At 71.3% G+C, this 13,469-nt stretch carries 12 protein-coding genes; 10 read left to right on the top strand and 2 right to left on the bottom strand.

All coding sequences use genetic code 11. The features are described 5' to 3' along the window. Positions 1-53: 53 nt before the first annotated feature. Genes SD460_RS31820 through SD460_RS31835 form a run of 4 tightly spaced genes read left to right on the top strand, consistent with a single transcriptional unit; the run spans position 54 to position 4,345 of the window. On the top strand, positions 54-761 hold the full coding sequence (locus tag SD460_RS31820; protein ID WP_290052161.1) for an HAD-IA family hydrolase: 708 nt from the start codon (positions 54-56) through the stop codon (positions 759-761). A 14-nt stretch (positions 762-775) separates the two neighbouring features. Further along, positions 776-2,155, top strand: coding sequence for an MmgE/PrpD family protein (locus tag SD460_RS31825; RefSeq protein WP_290052160.1), 1,380 nt, complete (start codon positions 776-778; stop codon positions 2,153-2,155). Continuing rightward, on the top strand, positions 2,148-2,984 hold the full coding sequence (locus SD460_RS31830; RefSeq protein WP_290052159.1) for an asparaginase: 837 nt from the start codon (positions 2,148-2,150) through the stop codon (positions 2,982-2,984). The genes SD460_RS31825 and SD460_RS31830 overlap by 8 nt, the downstream gene beginning before the upstream one ends. 2 nt (positions 2,985-2,986) lie before the next feature. Further along, positions 2,987-4,345: an amidohydrolase family protein gene (locus SD460_RS31835; protein WP_290052158.1), complete on the top strand. Its 1,359-nt coding sequence runs from the start codon at positions 2,987-2,989 to the stop codon at positions 4,343-4,345. A 57-nt stretch (positions 4,346-4,402) separates the two neighbouring features. On the opposite strand, the gene SD460_RS31840 is transcribed toward SD460_RS31835, so the two are convergent. Further along, on the bottom strand, positions 4,403-5,017 hold the full coding sequence (locus SD460_RS31840) for a TetR/AcrR family transcriptional regulator (protein ID WP_290052155.1): 615 nt from the start codon (positions 5,015-5,017) through the stop codon (positions 4,403-4,405). Positions 5,018-5,085: 68 nt separating this feature from the next. Here SD460_RS31840 and SD460_RS31845 point away from each other — a divergent pair, with 68 nt between their 5' ends. Together SD460_RS31845 and SD460_RS31850 are read left to right on the top strand one after the other, a co-directional pair. Then, entirely contained in the window at positions 5,086-5,472 is a 387-nt protein-coding gene (locus tag SD460_RS31845) for a Dabb family protein (protein ID WP_290052154.1), read from the top strand. A gap of 148 nt (positions 5,473-5,620) precedes the next feature. Next, entirely contained in the window at positions 5,621-6,421 is an 801-nt protein-coding gene (locus tag SD460_RS31850) for a TraB/TrbI/VirB10 family type IV secretion system protein (RefSeq protein WP_290052151.1), read from the top strand. Positions 6,422-6,478: 57 nt separating this feature from the next. On the opposite strand, the gene SD460_RS31855 is transcribed toward SD460_RS31850, so the two are convergent. Continuing rightward, entirely contained in the window at positions 6,479-7,648 is a 1,170-nt protein-coding gene (locus SD460_RS31855) for a S8 family peptidase (RefSeq protein ID WP_318307151.1), read from the bottom strand. 266 nt (positions 7,649-7,914) lie between these two features. Here SD460_RS31855 and SD460_RS31860 point away from each other — a divergent pair, with 266 nt between their 5' ends. The 4 genes from SD460_RS31860 to SD460_RS31875 all read left to right on the top strand — a co-directional run bounded on the left by SD460_RS31860 (position 7,915) and on the right by SD460_RS31875 (position 13,176). Next, positions 7,915-9,000 carry an Rv2629 family ribosome hibernation factor gene (locus tag SD460_RS31860; protein ID WP_290052148.1) on the top strand — a complete coding sequence of 362 codons (1,086 nt, stop codon included), beginning with the start codon at positions 7,915-7,917 and terminating at the stop codon, positions 8,998-9,000. 554 nt (positions 9,001-9,554) lie between these two features. Continuing rightward, a complete protein-coding gene (locus tag SD460_RS31865) occupies positions 9,555-10,088 on the top strand; it encodes a (2Fe-2S)-binding protein (protein ID WP_290052146.1) in 534 nt (177 codons plus the stop codon). Then, on the top strand, positions 10,085-11,089 hold the full coding sequence (locus tag SD460_RS31870; RefSeq protein ID WP_318307152.1) for an FAD binding domain-containing protein: 1,005 nt from the start codon (positions 10,085-10,087) through the stop codon (positions 11,087-11,089). The genes SD460_RS31865 and SD460_RS31870 overlap by 4 nt, the downstream gene beginning before the upstream one ends. Continuing rightward, complete coding sequence (locus SD460_RS31875; RefSeq protein ID WP_318307153.1) at positions 11,086-13,176, top strand: xanthine dehydrogenase family protein molybdopterin-binding subunit; 2,091 nt, start codon at positions 11,086-11,088, stop codon at positions 13,174-13,176. Before SD460_RS31870 ends, SD460_RS31875 begins: the two co-directional genes overlap by 4 nt. Positions 13,177-13,469: the final 293 nt, after the last annotated feature.

A 13,469-nucleotide genomic window follows, 5' to 3' on the forward strand; every position in this document is an offset into this window, starting at 1 on the left:
ATAGGTCCTGTTGCCGCGGTACGTGCGTGGCCAGGCTCCGAAGGAGGACGTCGATGGCCGCGCCCTTGCCCGACGAACCGCACCTGATCACCTTCGACACGTACGGAACGCTGATCGACTGGGACACGGCGTTGCGCGCCTACGTCGGCGCTCTCTTCGTCCGCAAAGGCGTCGGCCTCGACGTTTCGAGCTTTTACCGCGATTGGTACTACGGCCACGCATTGCCCGCGGTGTCAGGGCCTTTTGTGCCGTATCGAGAGTTGCTGACGACGACGTTGCGCACGGCCCTCGCCGCCGCGGACGTGCCGCTGGACGCCGATGACGGCCGTGATTTCGGGGATGCGATGGCGGCCGCCCGGCCGTTCCCGGATGCTGTCGACACGCTTGCCCGGCTCGCGCGTCACGTGCCGCTGGCCACGATCTCCAACAGCGAGCACGACATCATCCGCGAGAGCAGCAGGCTCTTGGGAGATCCGTTCACCTACGTGTTCACCGGCGAGGACGTGCGCGCGTACAAGCCGGACGCGGCGCTGTTCGAGCTCGTTCTCGAGAAAGCGGGCGTGCGTCCGCGGGAAACAGTTCACGTTGCCCAGTCACAATACGTCGACCTGCCGCGTTCGGTGCCGATGGGCATTCCGACGATCTGGATCAACCGGCACGGCCAGACGCTCGCGGACGGGACGCCGGCGCCGACACTCGAACTGCCGGACCTGACTCGGCTCCCGAGCGTGCTCGGCTTCAGCGCGAAAGGCGAAGAATGACCGGGGGAGCAGCCTTGACCAGTACGACGACCGAGCGGTTTGTCGCCTCGTTGCGCAACTACCGCTATCCGGCGTTGCCGGCCCAGGCGCTCCACGACGGCAAGCGCGCTCTGTTCGACTGCCTCGGCGCGGCGCTCGCCGCGACCGCCGATTCCTGGCCGATCCTCGGCCTCGTCGAAGGCGTCGCCGAGGAGACCGGCGGGACACCCGAGTCCTCGCTGATCGGGTCGAGCCTGCGGACGAACGCCGTGACCGCGGCTCTCCTCAACGGGACCCTGGCGTATTACTGCGACATCGAAAGCCATCACCCGACCGCGAACGTCCACGCGACCGCTGTCGTCGTCCCGGCCGCGCTCGCCGTCGGGCAGCGCACGCGGTGCAGCGGCGCCGACCTGCTGGCCGCCGTCGTCGGCGGAATAGACGCGGCCGCGCGGATCAGCTTCGCGCTCGGTCCGGCCGCGCAGTACGCGCGCGGGTTCCACCCCTCGACCGTCGCCGGCACGTTCGGTGCCGCCGTCGCCGCGGGACTGCTGCTCGGCTTGGACGACGAGACTTTCCTGAACGCACTCGGGCTCGCCGGGAACTCGGCTTCGGGGCTGCTGGCCTGGGTCGACGATCCCTCCGAACAGTCGCGGCCCCTGAGCATCGGCCTCGCCGCGCGAAACGGCGCACAAGCCGCGCTGCTCGCCGCCGCCGGGCTGAAGGGGCCGGCTGACATCCTCGCGGGCAAGTACCCGCTCGGCCGGGCGTTTTCCGACTCCTGGGACGAATCCGGGCTATGGCCTCGTGACCCTTCGTCCCTCGAAGTCAGTCAGCTGTTCTTCAAGCGCTGGTCCTGCTGCGTCTTCATTCCGGCCGGCGTCGAGGGCGTGCTCGCGGTCCTCGACGAGGACAACGTTGCGGTCGACCAGATCGAGAGCATCACGGTCCGCGCTCCCCAGTCGGTCTACCACGTGGTCGACGGCAACCCGTTGCGATCACACAACCTCCAGTACGTCGTCGCCGTCGCGGTCCATCGCGGAGACGTGCGATTCGACGACATCGTCAACGATCGCCGTCTCGAGGACGAGCGCATCAAGGACCTGCACGATCGCATCACCGTCGAGGGGGACAAGAGTCTCGACGAGGCCGCGGGCGCCGGTCGCCAGTCCGTCGCTTCGACGGTCTCGCTGACGACTCGCGACGGCAAGCGGCACTCACGTCACGTCACACATCCGCGTGGCGCCGCGGAGAATCCTCCTACCGAGGAGGAGCTTCGCGCGAAGTTCCGGCAATTGACCGAAGGCGTGGTCTCTCGTGACGACGCTGACGCGTTGTACGAATCGGTGTACGCCATCGAGCAGGCGTCCGATCTTTCGGAGCTGTTCGCTCACCTCACGAGACGACATGTCTGATGCCCGCCCCAAGGTGGCGGTCTTCGCGACCGGCGGCACCATGGCCTCGCCCGCGGAACCCGGCGTGGGATCGATTCCCCGGCTGACGGCCGAGGACTTGGTCGCGACTGTGCCCGATCTGGCCGACATCTCCGCGATCTCGTTCCGGCAGGTCCCCTCGTTCGAGCTGACCGTGCCCGACCTGGTCGACCTGGTGGAGAACATCGGCCGGCAGGTGTCCGCGGGAGCGACCGGAGCGGTCGTCGTCCAAGGCAGTGACTGCCTGGAAGAGATCGCTTTCCTGCTCGACCTGCTTTGGGACGGGGACCAGCCGATCGTCGTGACGGGCGCGATGCGCAACGACGAAATCCACGCGGCGCGGTTCGTCCACAAGACACACACATCGAGTACGGCAACGTTTCGCTCTACGCCCACTGGTCCGATCGGCTGGGTCTCCGAGGGCAACGTGCGGTTGGCGGTCCGCCCGATCGGGCGCCACCATGTTTGGCCGGATCACGCCCTCGCCCCGTCCGTCGCGCTTCTCAAAGTCGGATTCGGCGACGACGGGCGGCTGCTCTCTTCGATCGCGGAGGGCGGCTACTCCGGTCTGGTCGTCGAGGCTCTCGGTGGAGGGCATGTGCCTCGAACGATGGTCGAGCCGCTCGAACAACTCGCCGCGCGCATGCCGGTCGTGCTCGCCTCGCGGACGGGCAGCGGCGAGGTGCTGACCCGTACTTATGGTTTCCCGGGATCCGCGAGCTCGGAGCAAGTCGCCGAGGCGTTCTTGAAGGTGGGGACGCCGGGGAACGGCGATTTCCTTCTGGGCAAGCCATCGTGGAAGAGGTCGTGACCATGCCGGACGTAGTCGCGCTACAGCACGCCACCCTCATCGACGGGACCGGGCGTGCTCCCGTGCCGGACGCGACGGTCGTCGTAACCGACGGCCTGATCAGCGCGGCCGGGCCGACGGCGTCCGTCCCGGTGCCGGCCGGTGCCCAGGTCCTCGATTATTCAGGCAGTTACCTGATTCCCGGTCTCATGGACGCGAACGTTCATCTCGTCTCGGCTCGTACGCCGGACACGCTCCTGGAGTTCGAAGGCCGCTATGAGGAACTGGCGTTCGAAGCCGCCGAACTGGCCTTGAAGTACGGACTGACTACGGTGTTCGACACGTGGGGCCCGGCCGGTCCGCTGGTCACGGCACGCGACGCAATCGCCACCGGCCGGCGGGCAGGGGCGCGGTTCTTTTTCGCCGGCAACATCCTCGGTCTCAACGGCCCGATGTCCGAGGACTTCTTCAAGACCGGCCTGACTTTCGAGCCCGCGACCAAGCAGCGCATCAACGACGTGTGGGAGGTCGGGTGCGGCACCGACCTGATCTCGCTGACGGTGGACGAGATCGGTGAGGCGGTTACCGACTACATTCACGCCACCGGTGTCGACTTCATCAAGTACGCCGCGTCCGACCACCGCACAGAGGGCTTTCTGCTGTTCTCCGAAACGGCCCAGCGGAGGATCGTGGCGTCCGCGCACGCCGAAGGGCGGCTGGTCCAGGCGCACACGACCTCGGTCGAGTCCCTGCGGATGGAGGTCGAGGCGGGCGCTGACCTGCTCCAGCACCCGGACATCACCGGCGGCCACCCGATCCCCGAACCACTCGTGGACGAAATCGTCACCCGGCGGTTGCCGTGCATGGCCATGTTCCGCACCGAGCGCTACCTGGCGTGGCTCGCCGACGCGAAGCCCGAACTCGGCGCCCGTGCGGCGGTCAGCGACCAGAACAACCGCGCGTTCATCGCCAAGGGCGCTCGGGTCCTGCTGACCACCGACGCTTTTGCGTACGGGCAACGGGTGAAGAACCACCCGGGATTCCGCCCCGGCATCCTCGAAGACTCCGTGCCGGACATGCCGACGCACATCGGATCGGCCCACTTCCGGTGGATCCAGGCCGCGTGGGAGCGGGGTATGGAACCGATGGAGATCCTGCGCTCCGCGAGCGTTCACGTCGCGGAGGCGTACGGCAAAAGCGACCACTACGGCACCGTGACTCCCGGCAAGGTCGCCGACCTGGTGGTACTCGAGGGTGACCCGTTGGCCGCGCCGGAGAACTACCGCAGGATCCGCGACGTGATCAAGGACGGGGTCATCGTCGACCGCAGCTCCCTGGCGACCGAGCGGTTGCTTGCCGATGATCCCGGTGAGGCGCGGTAGCGGACCCAGCGGCCGGCCGGCGGCACCGCTACCGCCCTCCGGCTGAGGCACCGGGCTTCAGGCCGCGAAGGCGCGGAGCACCGTTTCGGCGGCCTGGTCGGCCACGGCGTCGATTTCGGCCGCGGGCAGTCGCCGGGTGCCGAGGTGCGAACGGTGCTCGAGCGGGCCGGTCAGCAGGGCGAGGAACTGCTCCGCGACCAGAGCCGGGTCGCAGTGCCGCAGCCGCCCGCTGACCACGAGCCGGGCGAGGCGGTCGGCCAGTGCGTCACCCAGCCGGCCCGCGGTGACGGCGTGGACGTCCACCAGGAGCTCGGGAAACCGGCTCAACTGGGCGTAGGTGAGTGTGCGCAGGGCGCGGGACCGCTCGTCGCAGCAGCGGCGGGCCAACGCCCGGGCTGCGCGCGTCAGGGTCCGCCGCGGGTCACCGTCCGGGGTGATGCGCTCGACCGCCGCGAGGTTGGCCGCGCCGACCTGCTCCGCCGCCGCGGCGAGCGCCGCGCGGAACAGCGTTTCCTTGTCGTGGAAGTGGTTGTAGACCGTCGGCTTCGCGACGCCGGCCTCGGCGGCGATCTCCTGGACGTTCGCCGCGTCGTAGCCGACCCGGGCGAAGACCGCGAAGGCGGCGTCGAGGATCGCCTCCCGCTTGTCGATCCGGCCTCGCGTGCTGGTCATGGACGTAGTTTACAACAGACGCATTGGTTCGCTAATTTGAACTCACGAGTTCATTCTAGGAGGCCGTCATGATCGTCAACCTGCTGCGGTTCCGCTTCCGTGACGACGTCACCGAGGCCGAGCGGGACACCGTCCTCGAGGCGATGCGGCGGACGGCGGGCGTCGAGTCCGCCGCGTTCGGCACGGTCGGGCGGGACCTCGGCGATCCGGCCGACGGGTTCACGCACGCCTACTGCGTCGGCGTCCCGGACCTCGCCGCGCTGGAGCGGTACCTGCACGATCCCGTGCACCTGGCCGGGGACGACGTCATCCTGCCGAGCCTGGCGCGGCTCTCGGCGGTGCGCTTCACCGACGACGCCGACCCGGACACCGGCGCGAAGATGGGCGCCTTGGTCCTCGCGAAACTCGCGAAGTACCCGGCCTGGGAACAGCAGCTGAACGCGATCCCGGGCTGAGTTCAGAATTCGGGCATCGTTGACAGTTCACGCACGCGTCCTTACTTTCGGTGCATGGCAACGGGATGGAGTTTCACACGATCGAGGTCGGACCGGATTCGGTGTCGCTGAACGTGACTCCGCGACCGATCCGTCCCGAGGAGCTCCCATGCGCCCCGTCGCCGAACGCTCGGCCGACCTGAACCGCCTGCTCGCCCAAGGCCCGTTCCCCGCCGCGCTGCGGGCGGCCATCGGGGAGAGCGGGCTGTCGCTGGATCGCATCCGCCACCGCCTCGCGCGGCGTGGTCTGACGGTCAGCGTTCCGACGCTGAGCCTCTGGCAGTCCGGCCGGCGGCGCCCGGAGCGCGCGGAGTCACTGCGGGTCCTCGCCGGCCTGGAACAACTGCTCGAGCTGCCGCCCGGTGCGCTCGGTACGTTGCTGGGGCCGCCACGGCCGCGGCGGCACGGCCGGTTGGTCGCGCTGAGCCAGCACGACCGGGCGGAAATCGACGAGAGCGGCCGGCTCACCGCCGTCCGCGTCCGGGTGGTGCTGCGAGCTGTCGAGGCGGGATCGGACCGCTGGCCGGTGCGCTGGGACCTGCCACCCCGCGTGACGCCGAAGATCGTGGCGGACCGCAACTGCCGGGTCGGCAGCGTCGTGCACGACCTCGACCGGAGCCGGCTGACCGCGGACCTCGTGCTGGACGCCGCGCCGGCACCGGGGGAGTCCGTCATCGTCGAATACGGGGCGACGTTCCCGGCCCGGCCGGCCGCGCACGAGTTCTTGCGCGTCTTCGCCCACCCGGTCCGCGACTACCTCTTGGAGGCGCGCTTCGCCGAGCTGCCGGCGCGGTGCGTGCGGCTGCCCGGCGGCGGCGCCGTCCGGGAGCTGTGCCCGGACTCCGGCGGAACCGTGCACGTCGCCGAAGCCGACGCCGCCGGCCGGATCGGGATCCGCTGGGAACCGTGAAGACGAGCGGGGCCCCGGCGTGTTCGCCGGGGCCCCGCTCTCCTTTCCGGTGCGGCGTCAGGGTGCGATGTAGAGGGTCCGGTTCGGGGTCCCGCTGCCCGGGTTCCTCACCAGGTTCGGCGTCGACGCCGCGACCAGCGCTTGGCCGACCTGGGCGGCGGTGGCGGTCGGGTGCGTGGCGAGGTAGATCGCCGCCGCGCCGGCGACGTGCGGCGACGCGAACGACGTGCCGTTGCCGGTGTAGGTGGCGGTGTCGTTGGTGTTCCACGCCGAGGTGATGCCGACACCGGGGGCGAACAGGTCGACACCGGCGCCGTAGTTGGAGAAGGACGCGCGGGTGTCGGTCTTGTCCGCGGCAGCGACCGTGATCGCTTCGGCGACGCGGGCGGGCGAGGAGGTCGAAGCGTTGGCGTTGGCGTTGCCCGCGGCGACGGCCCACGTGACGCCCGAGCTGATCGAGTTCCGGACCGCCGCGTCGAGCGCGGTCGACACCCCGCCGCCCAGGCTGGCGTTGGCCACGGCGGGCTTCTTCGCGTTGGAGGTGATCCAGTTGACGCCGGCGATCACCCCGGAAACCGTGCCGCTGCCGTCGGAGCCGAGGACCCGCACCGGGTACAGCTGGGCGCGCTTCGCGACTCCGTACTGCGAACCGGCGATCGTCGCGGCCACGTGCGTGCCGTGCCCGTAGCCGTCGTCGGCGTTCGTGTCGTTGTCGACGAAGTCGTAGCCCTGGTGCACGCGCCCGCCGAACGTCTGGTGGGTCGCGCGGATCCCGGTGTCGAGCACGTAGACGTTCACGTTCGACGCCGTGGTGCTGTAGGAGTACTGGTTGTTCAGCGGCAGGTTCCGCTGGTCGACGCGATCCAGGCCCCACGACGGCGGGTTCTGCTGGACCGCTTCCGCGTGAACGGTCTTGTCCTGCTCGACGAAAGCCACGGCGTTGTCGGCCGCGAGGCGCTTGGCGTGCTTTTCGTCCAGCCGCACGGAGAACCCGGCGAGGTTCTGCGAGTAGACCCGGGCGACGGTGCCGCGGTAGCGCCGGGCGAGGTCGCCGCTGTCGGTGTTCTTCGCGCTGTCCTTCAGCACGACGATGTAGCTGCCGGCGACGGTTCCGGTGTCGGTGGTCCCGAGCACCACGCCTTCGGCGGCCTGGGCCGGGGTGACGCCGGTGAAGACGACCGCGGCGGCCACGGCGACCGCGGCTCCGGTGAATCTCGCTGCACGCATTTCCTGCTCCTCGGGGAAGGGGACGTTCGCCCACCGAAGTTAAGGTCGCGCGTGTTTTCTCGGCAGCCGCGGGTTTTTGCGTTTTTGCGCTCGCTTTGCGGTTCCGCGCCGGCCGGATCTCGCCCTGCGAAGGGAGGTTCCCGCGACGTGGACCGGCGGCCTCGACCGGACCGCCGCCCGGACGGGCGACCCGATCGCGGCCGTGGCCGTTTGTCCGGGGGCTTGCCGGGTACGGGGGTGGCAGGCCGACGAGCGAGGAGAGTGCTGTGGACCAGGATCAGGTGAAGACCGTGCTGACCGCGGACGGCCCGTTCGCGTCGGTGTACCTCGAGGACTCGCACGACACCGAGGACGCGGACCGGCAGCTCGACGTCAAGCTGCGTGACATGGCCGGGGAGCTGGGCGAACAGGGGGTGGACGAGGCGACCGTAGAGGCGGTCGTGAGCGCGATCCGGGACGGTGATCCGCCGGTGGGGCGGAGCGGGCGCGGTGTGGTGGCCGCCGGTGGGCAGGTTCTGGTGGACCGGCGCCTCGCGGGGCCGCCGGCCGCCGAGGTGGCCCGCGTGTCGTCGCTGCCCTATCTGCTGCCGTTCTTCTCGCACGCTCCGGCGGGGATTCCGTACCTGCTGGTGACCGTGGACCACCGGGGTGCGGACCTGGTGACCCACGACCGCGACGGCCGGGAAGTCGCCACGGAGACGGTGGAGGGGGAGGACGCGCCGCTGCACAAGGTGCGTGGTGGGGGGATGGCGCACGCCGGCATGCAGGCCAACGTCGAGGAAACCCGTGACCAGAACCTCGAGCGGGTCGCCGAGCGGGTCGCGGCCACGCACCCCGGGCTGGTGCTGCTGGTCGGGGAGCAGCAGGCGCGGCGGGCGTTGCACACCAAGCTGCCGCCGGCGGTCCAGGACGTCACCCGCGAACTGTCGGCGGGCAGCCGGGCCCCGGGGGCCTCCCAGGAGGAACTGGAGCGGGAGATCCGGACCGTGCTGGCCGAGCAGCGGCTGCGGGTGCTGGACGAGCTGGCCGAGCGGTTCCGCATCGGGTCGGGCCGGGCGGACGGGCTCGCGGTGACCGGGCTCGCCGAGGTCGTCGGGGCGCTGGCCGAGGCCAACGTGGACGCGCTGCTGATCGGCGAACCCGGCGACGCCGAGGTCCGGGTCGGCCGCAACGCCGGTGAGATCGCCCTCGACCGCGACGGGCTGGCGGCTTTCGGGGTCGAGGACGGCCGGGAGGAGCGCGCGGACGAAGCTCTGCCGTGGGCGGCGCTCGCCTCGGGCGCGTCCGTGACGGTCATGGACGAGCGGATCGACCTGAAGGAGGGAGTCGGCGCTCTTCTGCGGCACACCTGATCGGGTGACGGCGAAGCAGAACCGCTTCCGCTCAGCGAAGGCTGGGGGGAGACCTGCGAGCGGAAGCGGTGGTCGAAGGTCGGTACGGGGGTCGCCTCTCGGCGAGTGGCACGACCCGGCTCCGGGGTGAACCGGTGGTCCGGGAAGGCGGAAGGGGTGAGGCCCGGGGGACTCCGCCGTACCGACACCCTGTACAACGCCCCGGGCGGCGCGGTGTTCCCCGCCGACGACGCCGGCCGGCGTGACGTGCGTCGCTCACAGGTCACAGTCACCGGCGACGTTCTGCGGATCGCGGTGTTTGTGCCGCCGCGGGGCGGGCACCCGGCCAGTCGCGCTCCCCGCGGGAAGACCAACGGGAGGTCGCGCGCGGCTGCCGCACGGCCGCGACGACCTCCCTGCATGAGGGTGACCCGGCGTGCGGTGACGGCCTGCAGGGGGCGGTCACCGCACCGGGTCACCCTCCCGGTCCCGCCGTCGACGGCCGACCCGGCCCGGCCGGGTTTTCCGGCGGGGCAGCCGGGTAACCGGACAGCTCACGGACGAGGAGCGACGCCATGGCGACCACCGGAACCGCGGGCCGGTCCCGCACGATCGAGCTGCGGGTCGACGGCACCGCGTACCACCCGGACGTCGACCCGCGGCGGACCCTGCTGGACCTGCTCCGCGAGCAGCTCGGGGTGACGAGCCCCAAGAAGGGCTGTGACCACGGCCAATGCGGCGCCTGCACGGTGCTGCTCGACGGCCGGCGCGTGCTCGCGTGCCTGACCTTGGCGCTGACCTGCGACGGCGCCGAGGTGACGACCGCGGCGGGCCTGTCCGGGGACGACGGCCTGCACCCCCTGCCGCAGGCGTTCGTCGACCACGAGGGGTTCCAGTGCGGCTACTGCACCCCCGGCCAGGTCTGCTCCGCCGCCGGGCTGCTGGCCGAGTTCGACGCCGGTGCGCCCAGCCACGTCACGCCGTCCGTTTCGGACAGTCCGCGGTGGACGGACGAGGAGATCGCCGAGCGGATGAGCGGCAACCTCTGCCGCTGCGGCGCCTACGTCGGCATCGTCGCGGCGATCCGGCAGGCGGGGGACAAGCGGTGAAGCCCTTCACGCTCGACCGGCCGGAAACCGCGGCCGACGCCGTCAGCGCGGTCGCGGCCGACCCGTCGGCGGCGTACCTGGCCGGCGGCACCAACCTGGTCGACCACCTCAAGCTCGGGATCACCGCACCCGGCCTGCTCGTCGACGTGTCGAGGCTGACCTCGTCGGACGTCCGCGAAGACGACCGCGGCGGCCTCGTCGTCGGCGCGGGCGTCCGCAACAGCGACCTGGCGGCCGACCGGCGAGTGCGGGAGCGCTACCCCGTCCTCGCCGAAGCGCTCCTGTCGGGCGCGTCCGGGCAGCTTCGCAACATGGCGACCACCGGCGGCAATCCGTTGCAGCGCACCCGGTGCGTCTACTTCCAGGACGTCAGCACGCCGTGCAACAAGCGGGCACCGGGATCCGGCTGCTCGGCGCTGGGCGGCTACACCCGCTACCACGCGATCCTCGGCGCCTCGGAGCACTGCGTCGCCACCCACCCGTCGGACATGGCGGTGGCACTGGCCGTGCTGGACGCCGAGGTCCGCGTCCTCGGGCCGGACGGAGAACGCGTGGTCGCCTTCACCGACCTGCACCGCCTGCCGGGTGACCACCCGGAGCGGGACACCGTGCTGGGCCACGGGGACCTGATCACGGAGATCGCCCTGCCCCCGGCGGCCTGGGCGCGCCGCTCGGCCTACCGCAAGGTCCGCGACCGCGCGTCCTACGCCTTCGCGCTGGTCTCCGTCGCGGCCGGGGTGTCCCTTGTGGACGGCGTCCTCGAAGACGTGCGGGTCGCGCTCGGCGGTGTCGCGCACAAGCCCTGGCGCGCCCACCGCGCCGAAGCGGTGCTGCGGGGTGCACGCCCGTCGCGTGAGGTGTTCCTGGCGGCCGCCGACGCGGAACTCGCCGACGCCCGGCCGGTCGAGGGCGCCGACGGCGGGAACGCCTTCAAGGTTCCGCTCGTGCGGCGGACGCTCGCGGCGGTGTTGCGTGATCTGACCGAGGAGGCGGACCGGTGACCGAACTGCTCGAACCCTCCGCGATCGGCCGGGACGACGTGCGCCGCGACGGCGCCGCGAAGGTCGCCGGCACCGCGCCGTACGCCTTCGAAGTGCCCGTCGACCAGCCGGTCCACTGCCACCTCGTCCAGTCGGCGATCGCGCTCGGCCGCTGCACCCGGGTCGGCACGGTCGAAGCCGAATCCCTCGACGGTGTACTGCGGGTGCTGACTCCGTTCACCGCCGAGCGGCTCGCCGACACCGACGACGCCGAGCTCGCCGTGCTGCAGGGCTGCGAAATCCCGTTCCGGGGCCGGGTGCTCGGGCTCGTCGTCGCCGAGACCTCCGAGATCGCCCGCCACGCGGCGGAACTGGTCGAGGTCGACTACGACAGCGAGACCGCCGACGTCACGCTCTCCGCCGACCGCGACGACCTGTACAAGCCGGACAAGGTCAACCCGTCGTTCCCCACCGACAGCGCCGAAGGCGACGTGGACGCGGCCCTGCGCGACGCCGAGGTCACCGTGGAGCAGACGTACACCACGGCGATGTACCACAACAACCCGCTCGAACCGCACACGACGACGGCGCTTTGGGACGGCGAAACGCTGACGCTCTGGGACTCCACGCAGGGCGTGCACCCCACGCGCAAGACGATCGCGAAGGTGTTCGGGCTATCGCCGGAGCGGATCCGGGTGATCAGCCCGTACGTCGGCGGCGGGTTCGGGTCCAAGGGCACCGTGCACGCCAACGTCGTGCTCGCGACGCTGGCCGCGCGGGCGCTGCCGGGCCGTCCGGTGCGGCTCGCGCTGACCCGGCAGCAGATGTTCGCGCTGGCCGGGTACCGCACGCCGACGATCCAGCGGATGCGGCTCGGCGCCGGCCGCGACGGGCGGCTTCAGGCGCTGCGGCTCGACGTCGTCGAGCAGACGTCGCGGATCAAGGAGTTCGCGGAGCAGACCGCCATGCCCGCGCGGATGATGTACGCCGCGCCGAACCGGAGCACCACGCACCGGCTCGCCGCACTCGACGTGCCGGTGCCGTCGTGGATGCGGGCGCCGGGGGAGTGCCCGGGCATGTTCGGCCCCGAGGTCGCGATGGACGAGCTGGCCACCGAACTCGGCCTCGACCCGGTCGAGCTGCGCGTGCGCAACGAACCCGAGCGGGATCCCGACTCGGGGAACCCGTTCTCCAGCCGGAACCTCGTCGAATGCCTGCGCACCGGCGCCGCGAACTTCGGCTGGGCGGATCGCGATCCGCGGCCCGGGATCCGCCGCGACGGGGCGTGGCTGGTCGGCACCGGCGTCGCGGCGTCGGTCTACCCGGCGAAGCGGATGCCGGGGTCGACCGCGACGGTCCGGTTCGAGGACGGCCACCACGTCGTCGAGATCGGCGCGGCCGACATCGGCACCGGCACGTGGACGGTGCTGCCGCAGATCGCCGCCGACGCCCTCGGCGTGCCGGCGGCGCGGGTCGAGGTGCGGATCGGCGACACCGACCTGCCGCCCGCCACGGTCGCCGGCGGGTCCACCGGAGTGGCCTCGTGGGGTTCGGCCGTGGTCGAGGCGGCCCGGGCGTTCCGCGCGAAGTACGGCCCGGACCCCGACGACGGCGACGAGGCCCAAGGCGACACCCCCGAGAACCCCGACGAAGAGCACTACGCGATGTACGCCTTCGGGGCCCAGTTCGCCGAGGCGCGCGTCAACGCCGACACCGGAGAGCTCCGGGTCGCGCGGCTGCACGGCACGTTCGCGGCGGGGCGGATCGTCAACCCGCGCACGGCCCGGTCGCAGTTGCTGGGCGGGATGACGATGGGCCTGTCGATGGCCCTGCACGAAACCAGCGTGGTCGATCCGCGCTTCGGGCACGTGGTCAACCACGACTTCGCGGAGTACCACATCGCGGCCAACGCGGACGTGGCCGACCTGCGGGCCGACTGGCTCGACGAGCACGACCCGCACCTGAACCCGATGGGCGCCAAGGGAGTCGGCGAGATCGGCATCGTCGGCACGGCGGCGGCGGTCGCCAACGCGGTGTTCCACGCGACCGGAGTCCGGGTGCGCGACCTGCCGATCACCTTGGACAAGCTGCTGCCGGCGCTGCCCTGAGGGCGACACATCAGTCCCTGAGGGACCTCAGCGGAACCGCTGGGGGGCGCGCAACCGCGGGTTCCGGGTCACGCCGCTGTCGATGCAGGCGCTCACCGACCTGACCGAGGCGCGCGTGGTCAACGAGGGTTCGGCGCTGCGGCTGTCGGCGCGGCGGCGTCACGTGGGAGTCGGAAGTGCCGGCCGCGCACCACCGGCTCGCCGGGCAGGCGATGCTCCTGCCCGGCGAGCCGGTGCGGCGCAACGAGGAGTGGGCGCGCGCACCTGAGTTCCACCACACGCTGATCAAGGCG

Source organism: Amycolatopsis solani, assembly GCF_033441515.1.
Classification (GTDB): domain Bacteria; phylum Actinomycetota; class Actinomycetes; order Mycobacteriales; family Pseudonocardiaceae; genus Amycolatopsis; species Amycolatopsis solani.

Bases quoted from the DNA above. Each gene is read 5' to 3' on its own strand.
- SD460_RS31820 (WP_290052161.1), top strand. From the start codon at position 54: ATGGCCGCGCCCTTGCCCGACGAACCGCACCTGATCACCTTCGACACG.
- SD460_RS31830 (WP_290052159.1), top strand. From the start codon at position 2,148: ATGTCTGATGCCCGCCCCAAGGTGGCGGTCTTCGCGACCGGCGGCACC.
- SD460_RS31835 (WP_290052158.1), top strand. From the start codon at position 2,987: ATGCCGGACGTAGTCGCGCTACAGCACGCCACCCTCATCGACGGGACC.
- SD460_RS31840 (WP_290052155.1), bottom strand. From the start codon at position 5,017: ATGACCAGCACGCGAGGCCGGATCGACAAGCGGGAGGCGATCCTCGAC.
- SD460_RS31845 (WP_290052154.1), top strand. From the start codon at position 5,086: ATGATCGTCAACCTGCTGCGGTTCCGCTTCCGTGACGACGTCACCGAG.
- SD460_RS31850 (WP_290052151.1), top strand. From the start codon at position 5,621: ATGCGCCCCGTCGCCGAACGCTCGGCCGACCTGAACCGCCTGCTCGCC.
- SD460_RS31855 (WP_318307151.1), bottom strand. From the start codon at position 7,648: ATGCGTGCAGCGAGATTCACCGGAGCCGCGGTCGCCGTGGCCGCCGCG.
- SD460_RS31865 (WP_290052146.1), top strand. From the start codon at position 9,555: ATGGCGACCACCGGAACCGCGGGCCGGTCCCGCACGATCGAGCTGCGG.